Genomic DNA, 21,883 nt, shown 5'->3' on the forward strand with positions numbered 1-21,883 from the left:
GTGCTCCATTCACAGGGCGGTGTACGCCGACCGCCACGACACGTCGAGTCGGCACGTCCCGGTGGGGTCCTCCGCGCTCCAGCCGATCTCCGAGCGGCCCCGCGGGATGCTGAACAGGTCGAGCCGCGAGGCGGGGGTGAGGTCATTCGCGACGTTGGTGACGCCGTTGCGCAGCGCCCACCGGGTTCTGGGTCGGGTCTCCATCTCCACCCACTCCCCGGCACGCAGCGACAGGTCGAGTTCGAGAGCGCGACCGGTGACGGTGTTCCAGATGCGCGGGTTGGAGACCGGCCCGTGAACGCGGATACTCGGCCACGAGGCGACGTTGCCGCGGTTAGTGATCCAGCCGGGCCGGTCGTCCGGGCTGGCGCGATCGCATCCGGCGGGCTCGCACAACACCTCGTCCACGGTGCGGTCGTCGTGCTGGTGCTCGGCGGCCTGGTCCAAGCCCAGCGTTAGGTGCGACAGCTCGTCGTCGTACCAGCGCGGGTCGAGACCGGCGAACTCGATATCGAGAGGTATCCACCCGTTGATCGCGTTGGCGGTGCTGGTGGCCTCCACGCGCCTCAGGCGCCCGTAGAGGCGGCGTGTGCGGTGTCCGGGCCAGCGGCCGCGCAAGACGGCCCGTCCGTCAGGGCGAATGCGGGCGGCCGGGTCATCGACGGCCAGCTCCAGGCGGGCGAGGAGGTCGGCCGCTGCCACCGGGTCGCCTGGTGTCTTGATGCCAGCCTCGATGCGTATGGTGCGCGGGCCGTAGAAGTCCTGCCCCGGGTAGGTGCCGTCTCCGGTGGGATTGTCGACGTCCTGCGGGCGGGTGGCGGGCGACCCGAGACCTTCGATGTCCCCGATCGGGATACGGGTGCCGGTGCCGAGGACGACGCCGCCGATCTCGAACTGCCATGGGGTCAGCTCGATGGGTGGGGACTTCTTCAGTGGTGTGGTCATCAAACCCTCCCGCCACGCTGGGCGTTGCGCAGGTTGCGCATCATCTCTGTGCCGATCTGCTCAGGCGTCGCGGAGCTGGAGGTGACGGTGACCGGCATGGTGCCGATCAGCGGTTGCTGCTCGCGCACCACGACAACCTGGACGCGCCCGCCGGCGCGGCCGTCGACCACGCGTGTGCGGGCGCGGTCGCCACCGGTGCGGACGTCGAAGGCGCGGACGACGCCCGCCATCACCTCCGCACTCCGGGCGCGCTTGAAGGAGCTGGCCACCACGGGGCTGTAGTCGCGCCTGGTCCGACCAGTGAGCCCGCCGTTGGCGAACCACTCCACCTGCCCGCCAAAGCGGCCGACGACGTCCTCCACAACGGCCTTGCTGCGATCCCGCTTCGACGCCGCGAGGGGTACGTACGCCTCGCCCTGAGTCTCTGGTTCACCCCAGATGCGCCATGAGCCTGCGGGGGCGATCTGTGCAACGTGCTGCTCACGGCGGCGCGGCCGAAGCGCGCCGTCACGGATGCCACCGTCCGCGTAGTAGTCGACGACAGCGCCCTGGGCGTGCCCCTGTGCCTGCTTGCGCAGGTTGTCAGCCTGGCGGCGCAAGATGTCTGCGGTCGTGGCCGGCTCATTGCGGAGCGTGTCGAAGATGGTCACGTGGCGGGTGGTGACCGTCACCGACTTGCCGCGCAGCGCGTCGATCCGCCGCTGGATGGAGTCAGCCGACTTTCGGGCACCGCTCGTGGGGACGATGACCTTGACGTTCTTGGAGCGTGGGACCTTCTCGATCCGGAAGCCGAGCGCCTCCAGTTCCTTGCGTGCCTGCGCGGTGGGGGCGCGGACCGTCACATGCTTCGCTCCCGGCGTGGCTCGGATCTTGGCCTGTACCGCCTCCAGGCTCTTGATGGCGGCCGCCGTGGGGGCGGAAACGTGGACGTTCTTGCGGTTGGGGGTTCGGCCAAGCTTGTCGATCAGCCCGTCGAGGTTCTTCCGCGCGCCAGCGGTGGGAGCGGTGATCTTGATCTGTCGAGTGCCGGGCACCGTCCGCACCGTGAAGCCGAGGGAGCGCAGCTTCTTCTGCGCGCCATCGCTGAGCGAGTCGACCTTGATCGTCTTGGCCTTTGGCAGCCGGTGGAACTCCGCCTGAACCGCGATGAGATTCGCCAGCGTGGAGTCCATGCCCTTGGTCTGGAGCAGCAGGGACACCTTCGATGGCAACAGGCCCAGGCTGTCTGCGACGCCCTCGGCCTGGGTCTTGGTCAGTCCGTAGCTACGGGCCGCCGCGATGGCCGCCGAGCGGGAACGGCTCATTTCCCCGCGTGCCTTTGCGAGCGCAGCTGGAAGAGTCTCGCCGTTGCGTTGAGCGAGGTCGAAGGTCGCCACGCTGGCGTCGGCTGCCGCGTCGGACAGGGCCGTGAGCTGGGTGTAGAGCTGCTGGCCATTGCGCGTTGTGGTGTTAAGGGTCTTGTCCCGGTTGACGAGCTGCTTGCCGCCATAGCCCTGCTCCCGGTTGACGTTCTTACCGCCCTCCTTGAGTTCCAGCACGGCGGAGTTGACCTTGGCCTTCGCCGCCTGGAGGGAGATCTGGCCGCCCGACAGGAGATCGAGGGCGCTTTTGAGGGAGCGGGTGCGGGTGTCGGCGTCGGCCGTCTCGTCGGCCAGTCCGCCGACGGCACTCTTGAGCCGGTCGTAGGCGGACGTGCCGTCCCCGGCGCCCTTCGTGGCCTTGGCCAGCTCCTTTGCGTTCTTCATCGCCCCGGCCATCTCGCCCTTCACTGTCCCGAGCGCGTCGGCCGCGTCCTTGTACTGCTGCCCGAGAGGCGAGTATTCCTGCGTGGTCGTCTTGCCTCCGGCGACGTCCTTCCACACCTTGTGCCTGTCAGCCGTGGCCTGGAGCTTCTTCTGCAGCGCGTCCAGGGACGTGCCCTGGCCGAGGTAGGCGTCCGTGAGGGATGCGAGCGGCACACCTGCATCCGACATGACCTTGGTGAGCTGCCCCTGTTCCGTCTTCGTGTCCAGCAGGGCCTGGGCGGCCTGGTTGCGGACGTTGCTGTCGATCTGCCCGCCGGACTCGCGCAGCGCGGAGGTCAGGGAGGAGATGCGGGACTGATGCTCGGCTGCGGCCTGCGCCGCCCGCTGCTGCCGTGCGGCCAACAGGCCGAGACCGACGGACACGCCCGCCACGACGACTCCGAACGGGCCGCCGAGCGCGCCGGTGATGCCACTGACTGCTGAACGTAGTCCCGATCCCGCCGCGCGGCTCATCCCGTTGAGCGTGCCGGTGAAGGTGACGCCCGCTCCGTTCGCGCTGCGGAACGCCGACGTCATGTTTCCCAGAAACCCAAAGCGGGCCTGTACGGCGGCCCAGGCCGCGCCGTACCGGGAAACGCTGACGCCGGACGCGGCGGCGAGGCGCTGTTGGACCTGCATCTGCTGGTTGAAGGACTGGATGCCGGACCGGACCGGTCCGGTCATGGTGGTCGCCAGGTTCATCAGGGTCGGCTGGGACCGACGGAGCAGCAGCATCGCCAGAGCCGCCGACTGGATCGGGGCGGGCAGTGCACCGAACACGCTGACCAGCCCGCCCACGACGTGGCCAACCGGGACGAGGACGGCGGACAGGCCCGAGACGGCGACCATCGCGATGTTCGCGACGGTGGCGATGATGTCCAGCGTGCCGGCGGCCGCACCACCTTCCTTGCCCAGGTCGGCGACGGCGGACACGATCGGCTCCACACCGTCGGCCGCATTGCCCAGTACCTCGCCCAGGGCCTCCCCCGCATTGATCAGCAGGTTCAAGCCGGTCGCCAGGGCGTCTTCGCCCAGCTCCTTGAGCGGGCCGACGAAACGTTTCACCTCTTCGATCAGGCCGCCAAGCCCCTGCTGGGTCTTGGCCTTCAGTTCCGGCCCGTACAAGACAGCAAGGTTGCGGCCGTACTCCAGTGCGGTAGTCAGGTACGGCGTCGCCCCCGCCATACCACGCGTCAGCAGGCGCGTAACCCACTCCAAGCCCGGCGCCATTCCCTGGTACAGCGCCAGTCCGGTCTGCCGGGCCTGGGTCCGAAGTTGTGTCATCGCGCCGGTCAGGCCCTGCCCACGCGACGCGGTGATGGACGCGGCAGCCCCGGTCTGGCGCACCGCCACCGACAGCGCGTCGAAGGATTCGGTGCCCTGGTGGGCGAGTGCCGCCGCGCCGGAGAGCGCGGGCTTGCCGAATGCCTTGGTCACCCCGGCGGTGAAGTCCTTCTGCGACAGGTTGTGCTCGGCCTTCGACAACCCGTCGATCACGACGCGCAAGCCGTTGAACTTGCCTTGCGCGTCCCAGGCGTCGATCCCCAGATCCTTGAGGGCGCCCTTCATTTGGGGCGTTGGGGCAGCGAGGTTCGCGAAGATCCCTCGCAAGCTCGTTCCGGCTGTCTGCCCGAGGATGCCGCTCTTGCCGAGCATGCCCACGGCGGCGGCCGTGTCCTGCAGCGATACACCGAGCGCGTTGGCGACTGGTCCGGCGTACCGCATCGAGTAGTAGATGTCGGTGATCGAGCCGGAGGCGTTGTTCGCGGTGGCGGCCAGCGTGTCCGATGCCTTGGCCGCCTGGTCGGCACCGAGACCGTACTGGTCCATGATGTCGCCCAAGTACCGCGCCGATGTGGCAGCGTCGATGTCGGCTGCGGAGGCGAGCTGGAGCGAGGCTCGTACCGCGTCGATGCTCTGGTCGGCGCGGAAACCGGCCCTAGACAGCTCGACCATGCCTTCGGCTGCATCGGCCGCCGTTGAGCCCGGGAGCGACAGGTCGTTGCCGAGTTCCTGCGCCATGGCGGCGGCGCGCTTCATCTGTCCGGCGGTGGCGTTCGTGACCGCCCGGAACAGGTTCATCTGCTTCTGGTAGCGGTTGCCTTCCTCGACCAACTCGCCCGCGCCCAACAGCAGGCCGCCACCCGCGAGCATGTTGGTGGCCGAGATGCCGCGCCTCCCTGCGCCGGCCGTGGCGCGCTGGAGCCGGGACATGGATCGAGCTCCGTCGTCACCGGCTGCGCGCAGGCTGGCGCGAGCGGCTGCGGCGCGAGCGGAGATCCGGTTCAACTCACCGACGGCCGAGCGGGTGGAGCGATTCAGCACGGCGAACTGGCCAGCGAGACGCGCCCCGTTCGCGTCGAGGCGGGCCAGGGAGCGGTTGGCGGCGTCCGTGCGGTCGGCCATCGTCCGCATCTGGCCGGAGGCAGCGCGAGTTCCCGCGATCAGGTCGCGGACTTCGGCGCGCATCGCCACGGTCAGGGTGAACCCGGCCACCGCCGTGGGCCTCCTTACATACGTTGTGCGGGTTGGATCAGGCGTGGTCGGGGTGCAGCTCGCGCGGAAGGAGCTGGATCTTCACGCCGTAGCCGGACCGGTCGGTGGGAACGTGGTCGCGTTCCTGCTCGATCAGCTCGCAGCCGGGACAGCGCAAGGTTGAGGTGACGTAGGCGTGCGGGTCGCCACCGCGCTGTCGGTCCCACTCCTCCAGTCGCGTGTGGCACTCCGGACACACCGCCCGCTGCCACTCCGCCCAAGCCAGAGCCTTGGCCCGGTCCAGCTCCGACCATCGGCCGTCGCCGCCGAGGAACTGGGAGTGCGGGATGCCGTAGGCGGCGCACAGCTCCAGCTCGGCCCGCAGCTGTGTGTCACGGCTCAGCCTTTTCCCAGCTCGACCCGGCTCTTCTGCTGCACTTGCCAGGCTGCTTCCCACAGTTCGTTGGCTTCCGGGGCCGACCAGCTGTTCAGCAGCTCCTCGGCCTCCTCGCGGCTCATGCCGTCGAACGATGCGGCCGAGACCAGAGCTGCGGGGAAGGTGTCCGGGTTGAACGCGGCGCCTTCTTCGGCTTGCGTCTCGGTCGGCGGGTGCTGGGCGATCAGTTCCTCGAAGACCTCCCGTGGCAGGGCGAGGAAGGTCAGGACTTCCGAGGCGTCATCCAGCTCGGCGCGGGCCTGCTCAGCAGCGGCCTCTGCCTGGACTGCGCGCTGAGCTGCGGCCTCGTCGTCCGGCGAGGCTTCGGTGAAGATCCGGGCGCGCTGAGCGGCCTGTTCGGTTTCCTCGACGCGCTTGCGGAGCTGGTCGTCGTCGCAGATGAGGAGCGTGCTCTGCGGCCGTTTGCGCTGGCGGAGGCGGTTCATCTTGGCCGCCCACGCCCCCTCCGCCGGCGCCTCGGCGCGGGGGAGGGACGGGCTCTTAGCCGGTGCGGGGCGCGGCACGCTCAGTCCTCGCCGTGCTCGGTGATGGTCGCGGCCGTCTTGGTGGTGCTCACGACGGTCACGTCAACGTGCTCGGCATCGTGGTCGTCGTCGCAGTCCTCGTCCGGCACTGGGAGGGTGTGGAACGCCTCGGGCACCACGGCGTCCAGCGTCGGCGTCTCGGTGATCGTGAAGTCGACCTTGAACTTCGCAGCCTCGTTGCCGGTGGAGTAGGTCGCGGCGCGGGTGGCGACCTGTACCGGGAAGACATCCACCGAGCGGGAGCCGGGGATGTCGCCCTTGCGGAGCAGCACGACGTAGCCCTTGGCGCCCTTGGGCAGCTGCTGCTCAATCGCGTCGGAGTGCCGGTCCTCGTAGAACGTCAGCGAGCTGTTCTCGGCCTTGTCGTTGCCGGGGATCGAGGAGTTGAAGGTCGAGCCGAGGTCAGGGGTCTCGATCGGGTCGTTCTCCAGCGCCCAGCCCTCGATATCCGAGACGGCGTTGGTCAGGTCGAATTGGTTGGGCTCGGAGATCTCCGTGCGCGACGGCCGCTTCGGGTCGTTGATCTGCTTGAGCCAGTAGACCTTCGAGATGCCACGCCGGAGGAATCGGGTCTGGGTGGAGGACTTCTTCAGGGACACAGGTCCGCTCCCGCTTCTGGGGCAGCGTCCCGTGCCGAGGCCCTGCCCCTTGATTCAAAGGGGGTTCGCCTGGCCTGGGGCCTAGCGTCCGCGCGGGCCTCCGCGGTGAGGTCAGAAGAAATGTCTATGCAGGGGTCACCGTGATGGTGACGCGCTGCACGTAGGACACGATAGCGCCTGCCGCCGACACAGAAGGCTCTCCAGCAGCGTCGTAGCCCAACTCCCGGTCGATCACACGTGCTTGGGAAACGGGCAGGTCATGCGCCCATCGTCCGCCGTGGCGGCCGACGACGCCGGCGCGTACTCGGTCGGACAACCACTGCACCTGGTCGTCTCGCTCCCCGACCGAGGTCACCTGGTAGGTCCAGGCCGCGTCCGCGTGCCAGTCCGACAGTGGAGGACCGCTGAACTCCCCCGGCAGCGAGTCGAGGATGGCGTACGGGCAGGTCGCAGGCTCCCATTCCCCGGACTTTCCTCGAACACGAGGAAGTTCACCAATCCCGCATGGCCTGCCGGTGGCCGTTTCGATGAGTGCGGCGAGCGCCCGAGTGACGGGCAGGCGTGCAGCGGTCACGGCAGCACTCCCTCTGCCAGGGCCTGGATGAAGGCGGGCTGCGTCTGCCGGAAGGCGGGCTCGACATGCGGGTACGGCGGCTGCCGGTAGTGACGGCCGAGCGAGTCCACGCCGACGAACCCGTACTCCAACCTGCGTGCTTGCGGGGCGTCGGAGAACACCTCCGCCGTCGCCTGCCCGCCGCCGGTGCTCATCCTCACATCCCAGGAGGCGCGGTACTGGCCGGTGATCACCCGTGGTCCTGGGCGGCCGGAGGCGTTGCGCTGGATACGGACGCGCAGCAGCATCGCGTGATGCCGGGTGATGGTGCGTGTACGAGCTCGTGCGGCCGGGCCCATCCGTGCCAGCGCGGCAGCGAGCGCGATCGGGTCCCGGAACGCCGTGGCGTCGGGGTGGGCGTTCGGGTGCAGGTTCGCGGGCGCCATCAGGTGATCACCTGCACCCTGACGATCCGCACCACGCTGTAGGTGCCCACGGCCGTGTCCGAGACCCGGAAGCGGCGACCGACCAGCTGGGGGTCACGCGGGCCGCTTGGCCGTACGGACCCGGCGACGCGAATTACGTCATCCGGCCGCAGTTCGGGGGCCCGCACGGGCAGCACTGCCTGGTAGTCGGTGGTCAGCGGTTCCTGCACGACCGCGCCGTCCAGCGGCTTGGTGATCGCCGGGCGGCCGAGCGGCATGACCGCGCCGAGCCCGTCCCAGATCAGCACCTCGTCCGGCGCCGGCGGCACCAGGGTTCCCGTTGTCTCATCCAGCACGTCGTCAGCACGGCCGCCGCTGTCTCGCCACGCCTCCAACTTGTCGTCCAGGATGCGCCCCACCACACGCCGCGCCCCGTCCACGTCAAACGCCACGAGCCCACTCCCCGAGCTGAGTGAGCATCGCCAGTGTCAGCGAGTGGGGACCGGTGCCAAGGTCAGGGCGGGCCAGCGCGGCACGCTCCAGTTCCTCGGCGTCGATATCCGCCAGGAAGACCGCGGCGGCCGGGCCAGGGTCGGGCATATCAGCAACCGCGAGGCGGGCCAGCCCCTCGAAGGCGGATTCCACGCCATCCGTGGAGAAGAGGACTACCTGCGGCGGCTCTCCCGCTCGGTGGGTGACGGTGTAGCCACTCAGGGCACCAGGGTCCATCCGCTGGCCGTCGACTTCGATCGCGGCCTTCGCGCCGCGAGCCGTGATCTGCACTCGGTGCAGGTTTTCGTCGTTGTTGTGATCCATTCAAACGACGCTAAGCCCGCTGTCGGACAGCTTCAGCGCGACGCTGTCATGAAGGCGACGGTCAACCCGGTGTAGGGACCGCCTGACCAATCTGCTGACGCAGTTCAGCTGCTGGTGAGCTATTCGCGAATTGCCCTGCCTCATCATGCAGTTCAATCAAGCGGTCTGCTACCCGGCGAGAACTGATGGTCCCGAAGAGGGCCAGGGCCTTACTCGTTTCCAGCTGCGCGCCGTGAAGTTCCCCAACGGCCAGATGGGTGCGTGCCAATCCCAAGTGGTCGAACGCTTTGGAGCGCACACGGTGTTCTGGCCGGAGTCCGAGGGCCTGGTCCATCAGCAGCAGGGACTTCTCAGCGCGGCGTGCTCGGTGGGCGCCCTCACTCTTCTTGGCGGCGATCTGGTGGGCTACCCCTAGAGTGGCGGACATCTCGGCCGCGTCATAGAAGGCCATGTGGAACGGCTCTTCATCCGCGTGGATCCGGGTGAACGCATCTTCCGCCCGGCCAGCCGCCTGCTCGCTTTCGTCCAGGGCACCGAGGATGGCGTGGAACCGGGCTTCCAGTGAGGCGAGCATGGAGGTGGTAGCTGGCGACATCTGCCGGCGAGCCCCGTACTGTGCGAGGGCGATCAGGTCGAGCGCGTCATCGTAGTGCTCAAGGTGGGACATCTGCCGAGCCATGCACTGCAAAATATGCGCCCCCAATGCTTTGTCGCCTCCTTCCGCAGCGGCATGGAGCGCAACGACAAAGGTGCGTTGGGCGCTCTCATGGCGGCCGGAGTCGAAGCTCATCCAGCCAGCCACGCTCCCCAGGTCGGCGATGGCGGAGAACAGCGCACGGCCGGTCGCCTCAGAGAACGTGCAGTTGTCGAGCATGGCGAGCGCATCGCCGATCTGGGCCATCACGGCCTTGCGAGACAGGGCGCCGCCGTGGCGGTTGTCCACGTCGCGGAAGGTAGCCGTGACGGCGCGGATGCCTTCCACTTCCGTCATGCCGATGCGGCCGGAGCGAGGTGTTCGGGGCGGCTCCATCTCATCGAGCAGGGGGGTGGGAGCTGCTGAAGTCCACTGCTGGAGGGGGCTGAGGAGGCGCTCCCCTGTGTGTACGCGCGCCGCGTCGGCGCTGTTGCGGGTGTGCGGCTGCATGATTTCGCTCCGGATGAGGTGTGCGAAGGCGTCGATGGTGGTGGAGGAGCGCCACGGCAGATCCGGGGTAACGGCGAGTGGTGACGCTCCAGGGCTGGGAAGACCGATGTCCGGGCAGGTGAGTGGCAGCCCCAAGCGTTCACCGAGTATCTCGGCGATGATCTGGGGAATGGCACCGCGAGGTGTTTCGCCGGCGCGCCATCGTCGGACGCGGCTCTCGTCGGTGCCTATGCCACGTTCCCCGCGTGCTGCGGCGCGCCGGGTGACCTCGCGCGCAAGTTCAACGTTCGACATGCCTGCGCGGGTGAGCCAGTGCGCGAGCATTTCGTTGGGCCGCCGGTCGATCGGGGGCCTTCCCATGGACGCCTCCGTATGCCGCTGAACTCCCCAGCGTAGAAGCGGAAACCGCGGCCGGGAACGCCTCCGAGTTTTTCGCCGTAAATCACCGAGGGGCGCGCCGCTTCTTCGCCACCATGAGCGCCGCCTTCCGCCGCCGTTCACCGAGTTCCGGTCGCCTTCGATCTTTGGTGATCTGGTGATGCCGCGGCGAACAAGCGCCACGGCGAACACCTAGCTCAACTCACGGAGGTATCTCATGCGTTCAAGCACCGATGGTGTCGAGGCTGTCCAGGCCGAGAAGCGGGCCGACGTTCCGGTGATCGCGCTCCCCGAGAGCTTCCCGGTGGAGGCCGCGACCCTCGGGCGCCAGCCGAACAACGACGGCGACAACTCCTGCGCCATGTGGTTCGAGTGATCGCTGCCGCTGAGTAGGTCCCGGGGGTCGGCAGCTGCCGGCCCCCGGTTCGTCGCAGAAGGGAAAGCGCATGAGCGAGGAATGGATCACCGGCGGCCCTCCGGCTCGTCCGTGGACCGAGGGGCGGCAACTGGAGGGAATGCCCGGCGTGGGTGTGGGGCCAGGCTGCCGTGTCGAGGCGATGGCGGACGAGCGCGCACGAGTGGTCCTGGCAGGTGACGTCTGCCTGGGCCGGGATCGCAAGGCGGCGTTGCTCGATGCCGCGGCGGACGGTCGATGGGCTGACCTGACGCGTTGCCCTGGGTCCTACTGGGTCGTCGCGCAGAACAGCACCAACAGGTTTGTGTGCGGGGACCTGGCAGGCTTCCGGACCGTTTTCCACACGGAGATCGGCGCGCGCACCGTCTGGTCAACCAGTGCGCGTGAGCTTGCTGAGCTGCGTCAGGCGGGGCCCGATCTGGCCCTGGTGGCTGCCCGAGTGGTGGCGGGATCCGAGCACTGGCCGGACCGCACCGTGTACGAGGGCGTGTTTGGCGTTCCTGGTGGCAAGGGCCTGCTCCTGGGCGGGCCCCGGCCGCAGCTCATCGACGTGACCGGCATCGATCCGGTCGCCTCGCTCGATGAGGGAGCTGCCGCGTTCGGCCAGGCGCTGGAGAGGTCCGTGCATTGGCGAATGCGTGACGTCGGCGGTCTCGCCGGCGCGGACGTTTCGGGCGGGCTGGACTCGTCAGCGTTGGCGATCACTGCCGCCCGTGTCGGAAAAGTGCGTGCAGTGACCTACAGTGACGTCTACACCAGTGCCGAAGATCTCGCTTTCGCCCGCCGTGTGGCCGAGCACATCGGTGTCGAACTCCACGTGGGGTGGGGCGGTCTGGAGCAGTTGCCCTTCGGCTGGTCCTCTTCGCAGCCGGTGACCGAGCAGCCTGCCGCCACCAGCCTGACCATGGGCCAGCACGCACTCTATCTGCGCCCCGCGGCCAATCTGCCCGTGCACTTCACCGGCAATGGCGGAGACGTTGTCCTCGACTCGTGCAGCGCCGTGTGGGTCGCCATGGTGCAGGCAGGGGAGCGGCGCGCGGCACACCGCGAGGTCACGAACTGGGCGCGGGCCCGCAACCGGTCGCCTCGTGATCTGTGGGCGTCCGTCACGCGGTCCGCGGACATCGGCGTGGCTGGTGCTTTGGACGAGGCTGCGGCGCAGATGGAGTCAGGCTCCTTCGACGGCAAACGGCCGGGGGTGTGGTCGTGGTGCCATCTGGGGCAGTCCGGCAGATGGCTCACTCCCGCGGGACGTCACCAGGTCGCCGCGCTGCTGCGCGGGGCCGCGCAGGCGAGCACGCCCGAACGGGCCGACGTGTTCGAACAGCACGCCTCCTTGCGACTGGTGGGTGCCGATGCCCGCGACACGGCCCCGCTCGCGGCTTCCTTGGGGATACGGCAAGTGCATCCGTACCTGGACAACGAGGTCGTGCGTGCCGCCTTCGCGATCGCCCCCGCAGAGCGGCACGGCGTGACCAGCTTCAAGCCGCTGCTCGGCGCTGCCCTGCCCTACCTGCCGTGGTGGCTGACCAGCCGCACGAGCAAGGGCTCATTCAGTCGCCAGTTCATCGTGGGCCTGGTCCACCATCGCAAAGCCATCGCGCATCTGATCCGCTCCAGCGCGCTCGCGACGGGCGGTCTGCTGGATCCGGAACCGGCAATCGCCACGCTGGCCAGTGTCCAGGGCGCGCAGGCTCACGCCTTGTACGACCTTCAGCGACTGACGATGGTGTGCCAGTGGCTGGCCTCTACCGGCCACAGCGCACCGCTGGAGGAAGCGTGCTGATCCCCGCCGCACACGTCCACTGGGCCCGCTGCCCCGGTGGCACGGCCGTGCTGAACCTCAGATCCGGGCAGTGGTCCATATTCGAAGGAGACGGCGCCCGCATTTGGGACGCCGTCACCCTCCGCGGGAGCATCGCGGGGCTGGCGGAGGAATTTGCCGTCCCTGTCGGCAGGGACATCGCCGCCACTCGCACCGCGATCGACGCCTACCTGGTGCAGTTGCGGGCCATGGGGTTGCTGACCGATGCGACGGCGCGACGCAGTCGGCGCTGGTGGTGGTCGCGGTGACGCAGATGATTCACACGCCGGTTGTCCCGCCAGGGCGCACGCGGGTTCCGGCACACCTCGCCATGCTGGTGGCCCTGGCAGTCAGATGCCTGCCGGGCCGCTGCCGGATGCGCGTACGAATCGCGCTGGTGCGCTCCACCCGCTGGCTTCCCCCGGCCGACCATCAGCATGTCCGCCGTCTCTACCAGACCGTCATCGCCTGCCAACCACGCTGGTGGCGCGGGCAGATCGACTGCAAGGAACGGGCACTGGCCACGGTCCTGGCGAGCGCCCTGACAGGCCGCAGGTGCCGCATGGTGCTGGGGGCCCGCACTCTTCCCTCCGGCTTCCACGCCTGGGTGACCACCACCGACGGCAACGCGATCGGGTCCGACGAAGCCGGCGGCGCCGATCACCCCTGGACTGCGGTCTACACCTCCCCCTGACCGCCGGGGGCGGGACCGGAAATGAGCCTCCCCGCCCCGCCCCCGGCTCACACGAAAGAGTGAATCTCGCGCCTCACGATTGACCTGTGATCTACGTGACCAGGCCCGATCCGCTGAAGAGTACGTAAACGACGTTGAGCGGGCGTCGGCACCTGTCTGCCAATGGGTGCGTGACTTTCCCGACCACGGCGGCCGCTGCTGCCACGCCAGGACCACCGCCGGTGATGCGGTTGCAGGACGACACCCACTCCGCCGAGAAGATCAACGTCAGTACCCGGGCCATCGCCGCCCGGCTTCCCGCAACTCTGGCACGAGCCTGGCGCCTGAGCTGGCGTGCGGACCGCCGCACACTGCTCGCCCTGGCAGCATGCACCCTCGTCTACTCCGTCCTGACGGCCGTCGCACTGCGCTCCACATCCGCGCTGCTGGCTGCTCTCCTCGACTCGGGCACAGCCGCAGAACGCCTCCATCACGCGCTGCCTGTGCTCGCAGTGGTCGCCGCGGCGGCGTGCGTCGGCTATCTGGCCGACGCTGGCGCGCGCCATGCGGCCAACCGCCTGGCCCCGCAGGTCAACCGCGACGCCGACCTCGCCGTCATCACCGCCTCCGTCGACGCCGAACTCGGCGCATACGAGAACCCCGCGTTCGACGACGCCCGGTTCGCCGCCACCCAGGGTGCGGAGAAGACTCCTGAGCTGATCAGCGGAGCGCAGAGCGTCGTCTCCGCCTGTGCCCAGCTCGTCGCCGCGGTGGTCGTCGTTGGCACCCTCAACATCCTGCTGCTGCCGCTGCTGCTCCTGGCCGTCATCCCTCGGGTGTGGGGAGCGGCGCGCGCCGCCCGGCTCGACCACGACGCTGCCCACCGCAGCCTCGCCGACACACGCCTGCGCAGGGTCTTGGCGCAGTACACCACCGACCGCGGGACGGCGGCCGAGATCCGCTCGGGCACCATGGGCAAGTTCCTGCTCACCCAGTACCGCATCATCTCGGGCCGTCTGGAGACCGAACAGCTCACCGCGGCGCGGCAGGCCGCGCTCACCCAAGGCATGGGTGACCTGCTGTCCACCCTCGCGCTGGCAGTCGTGTGGTCCGGCATCGTCTACCTCATGCTCACCGGTCACATGGCAGTGGCCGCCGCAGGTACCACCGTCTTGGTGGTCCGCACAGCCAGTGGCGCCCTGACCAGCACAGTCCGCGCCGCGGCCCGCCTGTTTGCCACCAGCCTCTACATCGCCGACTGGGCTACGTTCCTCGACGGCGCACACACCTGGGCAATGCGTCGTGGCACCACGCCCGCTCCTGCCGAGGGGCCCCAGACGATTAGCGCCCGCAGTCTCACCTTTACGTACCCCGGCAAGAGTGAAGCCGCCGTCGCCGACATCAACCTCGACATCCATTGTGGCGAGGTCATCGCGCTTGTCGGGGAGAACGGCTCCGGCAAGACCACTCTCGCCAAACTACTGACCGGCCTCTACCTCCCCAGCGCCGGCACGGTCACCTGGGACGGACACGACGTGACCGACCTTTGCCCCGAGACCCTGTGGCGCACGACAGCCGTGGTCCCACAGGACTACACCCGCTGGCCTCTCGCCGCCCGGGAGAACATCACTCTCGGGCAACCCCAAGGCGACGGCGACCAAGCCGTTCGGCGGGCCGCCGAACTGGCCGGGGCGGACACCATCATCGACGACCTCCCCCAGGGCCTCGACACCTCACTGGCTCGCTCCTGGTGGGGCGGACACGACCTCTCCGGCGGGCAGTGGCAGCGCCTCGCCATTGCCCGCGCCTTCCACCGCGATGCCCCGGTCCTCATCCTGGATGAGCCGACCGCCGCCCTAGACGCTCGCGCTGAGCACAGGGTCTTCAGCCGCCTTGCCCACCTCGCCGCGGGTCGCACCGTGCTCTTCGTGACCCATCGACTCGCCAACACCAAGGTCGCCGACCGCATCCTCGTCCTGAGGGACGGGCACATCATCGAGAGCGGCTCCTACCCGGAGCTTCTGGCCGTCGACGGGCTGTTCGCGGAGCTGCACCGCCTGCAAGAAGGGGGCTCGGACGGGCAACCGGTCCACAGCGTCGCAATGCCCGCTGGCACGTGACCGGAGGCAAGACCGCGGCCTCCTAGCCAAATGCGGTGTGGGGAGAGGGCTGGAGCCCTCTCCCCACACCGCCACCCGTGGACCGCCTCACATGCGGGCGAGCATCGGATCCACCGCGCGGGGCTGATTGGTGACCGCGAACGCCAGGTGCAGCGACCGCCCTGGCGTGGTGACGTCGTGAGGGACACCCCGGCGCAGAACCAGCACGTCACCGAGCCTGGTGACGATCTCCTTCGGACCCTTGTGCGGGTCCGTCCACACGTGCCACTGCTTCGCCCCCTCCATCTGCACGATGACCCCATCCCAGTCGTCGTCGTGAGGGCCCAGAGAGGTATCGCCAGCCTGCGAGGCGTACGCCGCACAGGCAACGCGCCGCCCCAACGCCAACTCCAGGGAACACGAGGCGCGACGGATCCAGTCGACGTGGACGTGCAGGTTCTCGTAGGAATGAGTCCGGGGAAGCGCCACAGCAGCGTCGTTGGACGACACCCGCTGAAAGTCCGGGCCGTCGATCAGAGTCACTGGGACCCTCTCAACAGACAGTGGGAGGGAAGAGAGCCAGGACGGGCTGAACAGGCCGCCCACATGACGCACGGACGAGGCCGAACGAACCAGCGGCACGGCGACCGTGCTGAGCCGTGCCGCGAAGGCGACGGCTGCTGCGGACGCGGTAGGTGCTGTCATCGGTTCCCCCTTAGGTGCCCATGAGGTGCCCGACGCTGCCGTCCGGCCGCCGATGTGGGTAGTAGTCAGTGGCCCGTGCTTCGCCTAGTGCTGCGTGAAGAGCGGAGTTGAGAGCCGACTGTTCAGCCAACCGCAGCTCTTGAGGGGACAGCAGATCCCAGAGGACCTGCTTGATGGGGTGCTGCTCCAACACCTGATTGACCTGACGGACCAGGTCCGATTCTTGCTCGGGCGGCATTGTCGTGGTTTGTTCCACAGTGATCTCCATGGGGGTTCAGAGGGGGGAGGGGCCCGGCCGCCGCTGGCCCCCCTCCACAGAAGTTGCGGCGGCCGGGGGTTGTGGGCAGTGCCCGGCTAGGCCGCAGGCGACATGCCTGACTGCCGGTTGAGGATGTCCGCGAGACTCTCGGCGTCGAGGCGCAGGCGGACGATGTGGTGATCGGAGACGTCCTCCGGGACCTCGATCACGTCCACTCCGACCACCGCATGCAGCAGGTCGGTGGTGGCGTAGATCCGATCGATACGCGAATCCGGTCCGTGGGTTTCGCAGGCGTTGACTGTCCGAGCCAGAGCCTTGTCGCCACCGCCTCGCGCGGTCGTGCAGTGCCAGGCGACGTCCTCCAGGCCGGCCAGCCGCAGCACCTGATCCGGTCGCGTGTCCATCACTCGCTGACCGGTGTCGTCGGTGACGCTTCGGTGCACGCGGTGGGGCTCGTCCGCAATGGCGCGCAGCTCCGGAAGCGGGACGTCTTCGTCGTCCGGTGAGGGATAAGAATTATTGTCCCCGGCGAGGAGGGCCGGTACCCGCGCTACCTTGCCCTGTGGTGTGGTCCACCTCTTGTCGGCCCAGGTCGTCAGCCACTCCGCCTCTGCTTGGCGGTTCGTGGACGAGGCGTAGTTCAGGTGGTAGGAGACCACAGCCATCGGCATGGCGTCGAAGCCAGCAGGGACGAAGCGGAACGTCAGCGCGGTCGGCGGTTGTACCCACATTGGCCCGACGTCGGGCCACTCTCGCAAGGGCTGGAACAGGGCCGGGTCGGCGAACACTCCTGTGGAAGATCTCGGGCCGAGCCACCCCCTCAGCCCAAGGACGTCCTCCAGCTCGTACATGATCTCGCGGCCACGGGCGTCCGCTCCCCACATCTCCTGGCGGAGGATGAGGTGCGGGTTGAGGGAGACAAGCAGTTCGTGAGCGCGCAGGCGCCTTTCGGAGTCGTCCGCACCGTTCCGCTCGAAGTTCCACGACAGCACGGTGAGAGTGCTGTTCCTCTGCCGTACGAGGTTCATCACAGCACTCCTATGTTCCAGGACACGAAGCGGAGTTCGTTGACGTTCACGGTCACTTCGCCTTTCTTCAGTGGGTGGATTGGCTCGGCGGTCTGGGAGTGGCCCGCCAGCGGTCTTGGGTGCGGTGGTCGGCTGCGGTGGGATGGGGAACCGATTGCGACCTCGGTTCACGGCGTCATGGAGTGGAGGGACGGAGAACGATCCGGGCTAGCCCGCCGGAGTCCCGCCGCTCGACCTGCCACCCCGAGCAGAGGGCCCTGATATCTGCCCGGGTCATCTGGCCCGGCTGAAGAGGCTGCTCGCTGCCAATGGGGACCACCAGGTAGACCAGCCCCTCGGGCGCGAGCCACAGGTCACGTACCTGTTGCAACCACTCGGCGGGCTTCGTAAGGAAGGGAACCACCGTGCGAGCAACGACCAGGTCGACGTCGTGACGGGGAAGACCGGGAGGCACACCGTCCTCCAGGTCGGCGTGCAGATACCTCAGCTGAGGCCCCCACCCCTCGGCGCGTGCCAAGCGCAGGGAGAACACCGAGTAGTCGATTCCCGTGACGTGGTATCCCAGGCGGCGCAGACTTCGGCTGAATTTGCCGATCCCGCATCCGGCATCGATGGCGACCTGACCGTATCGGCCCGAGGTTTGGTGTACGAGGAAGCGCATCTCCTCGACGCTGATGTCGTACGGGGTCCGCCCTTCGCGCGCCCATGTATCCCAGACGGCCGGCTTGATCGGCCGACCCTGGAGCGCACCTGTTGGCGGTTCGTCCCTCTGCACTGCTCAACCTTTCGTTATGTCACTGGGAAGCCCGGCCTCACCGCCGCCAGCTCGGCCTGCTTCAGGGCAGGTCGTGGCAGGCCGAGCCGACGGGGCCGGGCACCTGGGGGTGGTGGTGCCCGGTTTGGCGCCTCCCGGTTCGCCGGGATCCCGGTGGCCGGGAGGGGCTTCGTGATGGGCTGGGCCGGCCGCCGTTTACCTCCCCCACAGAGGGCGGCGGCCGGGGCGCGCACTGCTCGCGCCGTCGGACAGGTGACGGCGGCCCCGGGCAGCAGCGGCGCCGGTCCCTCCGTCGCGTATCCACGGGCTCGCCCGTGCTCTCGGCGCACGGTGGCCTCGGTGGCCGGAGGGACCCCAACTGGTGGTCATCTCCTTGGGGCGATGGGGGTCGAGCCCCTCGGAGATGACCATTCGTGAGGCCGCCGGGCGCAGCCGTGCCCGAATGGCACAGGAACGCGTGCTGCGCCCGGCAACCGGATCAGGGGGTGAGCGAGAAGTACTGAACAGTGAGCCAACCAATGACCGCGGCGACGAATGCGCAGATTCCCACGATCTGGAAGAGCCCAAAGCCTTCGCGGTCGAGCGCGGCATTCGCCTTTGCGTGGTTCCGCCGGAGGGTCTTACTCGGGTGACGGATGGCCCAGCGAAGGCGGGGAAGCCGTTTCCTTCGGGGCACAGGGTGTTTCATGGCTGTCTCCATTTGGGTCCGTAGACGGTGAGGAAGCCGATGGCAGCCACGATCAGGGCAGTGATGATGGAACCTGGGGCCGTCATTCGACGCTCGCTTCCTTGGGCGTCACGGGTTCCAAGTCCGCGCACTTGGCGGGCCACCCCGGCCCCCCGCTGACGGGCTGTACCCAGACGCGGTCTCGGGCGTAGACCCCTGGGTCGGTCTTCACCTTGACGTCGCAGCCGCTCTTGGCGTCGTAAGCGCGGTCACCCTCGCTCGGCCGGTATCGCTGGTGTTCGGCGGTCATCACGACTTCCCCTCCGGTGGCGTTGGCACGTATCGGAAGCCGGCCGTTTCGGCAGACAATGACGAAAGGCTGGAGTGTTCGTGGACGCAACGTTCGCCGGGCCTAAGTTCTCGCTCAACCGACGCATCCGTCAGAACCGACGCCTACCGGGGGGGCAGTTGACTTTCCCGTTGGAGAAGCCGACGGAAAGCGTCGGAGTATCGTGGCAACGCTCTGACCCCGCCCCTACATTGAGCCATCGACCTGGGGAGGTTCCGTGGCTGACAGTTCAGAAGTCCACAAGCCCACGTGCGCTCGGAGCATCCGCCAGCGAGGAGCGGCTCTGGGCTGGTCTGTGCCGCAAACCGCTGCGGCGATCCACGAGTGTTGCTCTGTCAGACGGCTTCGCGCCTACCGACTGGCTCGCGGCCTAACGCTCAGGCAAGCAGGAGAGGATCTGCGGCGCCTCGGCGAGAGCCGTGATCCGAACCGTCTTCGAGCAGACGCGGATCAACTGGGCCTGTGGGAGACCGGGGGGCGAACTCCGAGGCCCGCGATGGTCGCTTTGCTGTGCGACTACTACGGGTCCACCTCGCACGAGCTGGGGCTCGGGGACGATGGACCACCAACCCGGGCTGTCCCAGCGCCGCCATCGCTTCGCGCCTCGTCACTGCCGGATGCCTATCCAGTGGCAGACCTCGCCGACCACGTTGATACCGTGCGTCGCTCCGTGGACCGGACGCTCGCCGCTGGAAGCGTCAGCCTCGGGCAGTTAGACCTCATCGACGAGCGGATCCTGCTGGCTCGACAGGAATACATCTCCAAACCCCCAGCGGCGATGCTCAAGCAACTCCTTGACGAATTGCAGGAAGTGGAAGACCTGGCCAAAGACCGCCAGCCGGCATCGGTGCAGGTTCGTCTCGCGGAGATGACTGCCGTACTGGCCACCCTCATCGCTGACTCTCTGATGAAGCTTGGGGACTTGTCGCGTTCTCGGTCTTGGTACAACACCGCCCGGCACGCGTCCGACGAGAGTGGAGACCTAGAACTGCGGGCGCGTGTGCGAGCGCAGGCAGCGATGCTGCCGTACTACTACGGCCCTCTGGAGTCAGCCGTCACGCTCGCTCGCGAGGCTCGCATAATGACGCGGAATAGACCCTCCCATACAGCAGCGTTTGCCGCTGCTGCTGAAGCACGGGCTCTGGCTCAGCAGGGAGACAAAGCCGCCGCCGAAGCACGCATCAGAGACGCACAGCTGATCTTCGATCAGCTTCCCGATACTTCGGAGGAGGACGCTTTCGCCTTTCCTGTAAGGCGGTTCCTGCTCTATCTCAGCGGTGCGTTCACGGCTTTGGGGCGGAGTTCCCAAGCGCGAAGAGTTCAGGAAGAGGCGCTTAATCTCTATCCCGCGGTCACCGGCATCGACCCCGCGCTCCTCCGTCTGGAAGCCGCCCTCTGCCTCGTGCACGATCGCAGCGCCACCGAGGCATGCCAGCTCGCTGCGGCGACCTACTTGCGCGTGCCGGAGGCCCACCGCACGCCGATTCTGGGGGCGCGAGCGCGCCGGGTGATCGAGGGGCTACCTGGCGCGAACCAGGCCATGCCAGCCGCGAAGGACCTACGCGAACTACTGGAGCTCCCTACGGGCTCAAGGTGACAGTGAGGGCGATCGTCGGCCAGCCTTGAGCCATGACTGCACCCGCATCTCTGCCAGGTGGGTTCGGCGAGGCCGAACTTCAGTACGTCCTTGACCAAGCGTGTTCGGCTGTTGGGCTGGACCCATCGGGTGCCCGGCTCCTGCGCGGCCACACCAACGCCGTCGTACAGCTCAGTACTGCCCCGGTGGTGGTCAAGGTCGCTCGCCGGGGGTCGAAGTTCGAGAACGTACGACGCACGGCCAGGTTCGTCCAGTGGCTCATGGATCGCGGGTTCCCCACAGTCCCTCTGCATCCGGTGGCCGATCAACCAGTTCAGGTCGACGGGCATGCAGTGACTTACTGGACTTATCTTCCGCAACCGGAGCACTCCCTATCAGCGGCCCAGATCGCCAAACCGCTCTTCGCGCTCCACTCACTCCCTATCCCGCCATTCGCCCTCCCGGCCATGGACAACCTGGGAGCCATCCGGGCTTCGATCCGCAGCATCACGGCTCTACCGGACGAAACGAAGCACTTTCTTGCCGAACGGGCAGACTGTTTGGAACATTCCCTCCGCACTGTTGAATACGTCTTGCCCAAGGGCGTAGTGCAAGGTGACCCGCAGCATCGGAACGCCCTGTTCGATGGCGACGACACCGTTCTCTGCGACTGGGACACGGTGGCCATCGGCCAGCCGGAGTGGGACCTCGTGACCCTCGAAATCCATTGCCGGCGATTCGGGTACAGCCCTGATCACTACAAGGAGTTCGCCGACACTTACGGTTTTGATGTCACCCTCTGGTCCCACTTCGCCGTACTTCGTGACATACGTGAGCTCCGCATGATCACAACCAACGCCCGAAAGATCAGCCACGCTCCGGGGAGCCGAGCCGAGATTGATCGCCGCATTACGGGGCTTCATCGCGAGGACACATCACTCACGTGGAACATCCTGTGACGCAGGCCGCGAGGATTGGTGATCCATCGTCGCTGCGCCTCAACGCCACGCCGAAGATCCTCCTGTCCACGCTCACTGGCCGTACCCACCACGGCTACCGGTAGCGGCGCGCGGGCACCAGCCACGTCACCGCCATCGCCGCCTCCCCCTCGTCGTCCTCGTCTCCAGGATCGTCCGGGGCCGGGGCCTGGCGCACCTGCTCAATCTGCCGCTCGATGCCACGCAGATTCTCCTGAAGGTCCATGGTCACCACGCCGTCCACAGTGACCTTCAGCGGATCGGCAAGGAGCTTGGCGCGACGCTCGCCCAGTACCTCGAGCGCGACCGCGCGCACCGACCTCAGCCGGAAGAACCGACGCTCCAGGTCAGCCGGGTCGGTGTCCGGGCCGAGCTGCGCGAGCAGCCAGGACCGCTGAAACTCGTCCACCAGGATCACATCCCTCAACACGAAGTACGGCCCAGAGCCAGACCGAC

At 67.9% G+C, this 21,883-nt stretch carries 22 protein-coding genes; 7 read left to right on the forward strand and 15 right to left on the reverse strand.

Annotated features, from left to right (window positions below; translation table 11 throughout):
* Positions 1–9 precede the first annotated feature (9 nt).
* The 10 genes from WAB15_RS13885 to WAB15_RS13930 all read right to left on the reverse strand — a co-directional run bounded on the left by WAB15_RS13885 (position 10) and on the right by WAB15_RS13930 (position 10,082).
* Positions 10–945: a hypothetical protein gene (locus WAB15_RS13885; protein ID WP_407286421.1), complete on the reverse strand. Its 936-nt coding sequence runs from the start codon at positions 943–945 to the stop codon at positions 10–12.
* Positions 945–5,225, reverse strand: a complete 4,281-nt coding sequence (locus WAB15_RS13890) for a phage tail tape measure protein (protein ID WP_407286422.1) — start codon at positions 5,223–5,225, stop codon at positions 945–947. Before WAB15_RS13890 ends, WAB15_RS13885 begins: the two co-directional genes overlap by 1 nt.
* A gap of 37 nt (positions 5,226–5,262) precedes the next feature.
* Positions 5,263–5,661, reverse strand: a complete 399-nt coding sequence (locus WAB15_RS13895) for a hypothetical protein (RefSeq protein WP_407286423.1) — start codon at positions 5,659–5,661, stop codon at positions 5,263–5,265.
* Entirely contained in the window at positions 5,604–6,086 is a 483-nt protein-coding gene (locus WAB15_RS13900) for a hypothetical protein (protein ID WP_407286424.1), read from the reverse strand. The genes WAB15_RS13895 and WAB15_RS13900 overlap by 58 nt, the downstream gene beginning before the upstream one ends.
* An 80-nt stretch (positions 6,087–6,166) precedes the next feature.
* Complete coding sequence (locus tag WAB15_RS13905; RefSeq protein ID WP_407286425.1) at positions 6,167–6,784, reverse strand: hypothetical protein; 618 nt, start codon at positions 6,782–6,784, stop codon at positions 6,167–6,169.
* Between the two features lie 124 nt (positions 6,785–6,908).
* Complete coding sequence (locus WAB15_RS13910; RefSeq protein ID WP_407286426.1) at positions 6,909–7,358, reverse strand: hypothetical protein; 450 nt, start codon at positions 7,356–7,358, stop codon at positions 6,909–6,911.
* Complete coding sequence (locus WAB15_RS13915; RefSeq protein WP_407286427.1) at positions 7,355–7,783, reverse strand: HK97 gp10 family phage protein; 429 nt, start codon at positions 7,781–7,783, stop codon at positions 7,355–7,357. Before WAB15_RS13915 ends, WAB15_RS13910 begins: the two co-directional genes overlap by 4 nt.
* Positions 7,783–8,214: a DUF6093 family protein gene (locus WAB15_RS13920; protein WP_407286428.1), complete on the reverse strand. Its 432-nt coding sequence runs from the start codon at positions 8,212–8,214 to the stop codon at positions 7,783–7,785. The genes WAB15_RS13915 and WAB15_RS13920 overlap by 1 nt, the downstream gene beginning before the upstream one ends.
* The gene (locus tag WAB15_RS13925) at positions 8,204–8,578 is read right to left on the reverse strand and encodes a hypothetical protein (protein WP_407286429.1); all 375 of its coding nucleotides are present in this window, start codon (positions 8,576–8,578) and stop codon (positions 8,204–8,206) included. The genes WAB15_RS13920 and WAB15_RS13925 overlap by 11 nt, the downstream gene beginning before the upstream one ends.
* A 61-nt stretch (positions 8,579–8,639) precedes the next feature.
* Positions 8,640–10,082 carry a transcriptional regulator gene (locus tag WAB15_RS13930; protein WP_407286430.1) on the reverse strand — a complete coding sequence of 481 codons (1,443 nt, stop codon included), beginning with the start codon at positions 10,080–10,082 and terminating at the stop codon, positions 8,640–8,642.
* 235 nt (positions 10,083–10,317) lie between these two features.
* Here WAB15_RS13930 and WAB15_RS13935 point away from each other — a divergent pair, with 235 nt between their 5' ends.
* The 5 genes from WAB15_RS13935 to WAB15_RS13955 all read left to right on the forward strand — a co-directional run bounded on the left by WAB15_RS13935 (position 10,318) and on the right by WAB15_RS13955 (position 15,112).
* Positions 10,318–10,476, forward strand: coding sequence for a hypothetical protein (locus WAB15_RS13935; RefSeq protein WP_407286431.1), 159 nt, complete (start codon positions 10,318–10,320; stop codon positions 10,474–10,476).
* A 70-nt stretch (positions 10,477–10,546) separates the two neighbouring features.
* The gene (locus WAB15_RS13940) at positions 10,547–12,301 is read left to right on the forward strand and encodes an asparagine synthase-related protein (RefSeq protein ID WP_407286432.1); all 1,755 of its coding nucleotides are present in this window, start codon (positions 10,547–10,549) and stop codon (positions 12,299–12,301) included.
* Complete coding sequence (locus WAB15_RS13945; RefSeq protein WP_407286433.1) at positions 12,295–12,588, forward strand: hypothetical protein; 294 nt, start codon at positions 12,295–12,297, stop codon at positions 12,586–12,588. The genes WAB15_RS13940 and WAB15_RS13945 overlap by 7 nt, the downstream gene beginning before the upstream one ends.
* 5 nt (positions 12,589–12,593) lie before the next feature.
* Entirely contained in the window at positions 12,594–13,013 is a 420-nt protein-coding gene (locus WAB15_RS13950; protein ID WP_407289221.1) for a lasso peptide biosynthesis B2 protein, read from the forward strand.
* A gap of 224 nt (positions 13,014–13,237) precedes the next feature.
* On the forward strand, positions 13,238–15,112 hold the full coding sequence (locus WAB15_RS13955) for an ABC transporter ATP-binding protein (RefSeq protein WP_407289222.1): 1,875 nt from the start codon (positions 13,238–13,240) through the stop codon (positions 15,110–15,112).
* 87 nt (positions 15,113–15,199) lie between these two features.
* On the opposite strand, the gene WAB15_RS13960 is transcribed toward WAB15_RS13955, so the two are convergent.
* From WAB15_RS13960 to WAB15_RS13975, 4 genes are all read right to left on the reverse strand, one after another.
* A complete protein-coding gene (locus tag WAB15_RS13960) occupies positions 15,200–15,634 on the reverse strand; it encodes a JmjC domain-containing protein (RefSeq protein WP_407286434.1) in 435 nt (144 codons plus the stop codon).
* 172 nt (positions 15,635–15,806) lie between these two features.
* Positions 15,807–16,052, reverse strand: coding sequence for a hypothetical protein (locus WAB15_RS13965; RefSeq protein WP_407286435.1), 246 nt, complete (start codon positions 16,050–16,052; stop codon positions 15,807–15,809).
* A 98-nt stretch (positions 16,053–16,150) separates the two neighbouring features.
* Positions 16,151–17,047, reverse strand: coding sequence for an endonuclease/exonuclease/phosphatase family protein (locus WAB15_RS13970; RefSeq protein ID WP_407286436.1), 897 nt, complete (start codon positions 17,045–17,047; stop codon positions 16,151–16,153).
* A gap of 211 nt (positions 17,048–17,258) precedes the next feature.
* Positions 17,259–17,858, reverse strand: coding sequence for a class I SAM-dependent methyltransferase (locus tag WAB15_RS13975; RefSeq protein ID WP_407286437.1), 600 nt, complete (start codon positions 17,856–17,858; stop codon positions 17,259–17,261).
* Positions 17,859–19,169: 1,311 nt separating this feature from the next.
* Between WAB15_RS13975 and WAB15_RS13980 the strand changes: the two genes are divergently transcribed.
* Positions 19,170–20,471 carry a helix-turn-helix domain-containing protein gene (locus WAB15_RS13980; RefSeq protein WP_407289223.1) on the forward strand — a complete coding sequence of 434 codons (1,302 nt, stop codon included), beginning with the start codon at positions 19,170–19,172 and terminating at the stop codon, positions 20,469–20,471.
* A 32-nt stretch (positions 20,472–20,503) separates the two neighbouring features.
* On the forward strand, positions 20,504–21,409 hold the full coding sequence (locus tag WAB15_RS13985) for a phosphotransferase family protein (protein ID WP_407286438.1): 906 nt from the start codon (positions 20,504–20,506) through the stop codon (positions 21,407–21,409).
* A 94-nt stretch (positions 21,410–21,503) separates the two neighbouring features.
* Here WAB15_RS13985 and WAB15_RS13990 read toward each other — a convergent pair whose 3' ends face one another.
* A complete protein-coding gene (locus WAB15_RS13990) occupies positions 21,504–21,836 on the reverse strand; it encodes a hypothetical protein (RefSeq protein WP_407286439.1) in 333 nt (110 codons plus the stop codon).
* Between the last annotated feature and the right edge of the window lie 47 nt (positions 21,837–21,883).

It is taken from the genome of Streptomyces sirii (assembly GCF_045690365.1).
Taxonomy (GTDB): domain Bacteria; phylum Actinomycetota; class Actinomycetes; order Streptomycetales; family Streptomycetaceae; genus Streptomyces; species Streptomyces sirii.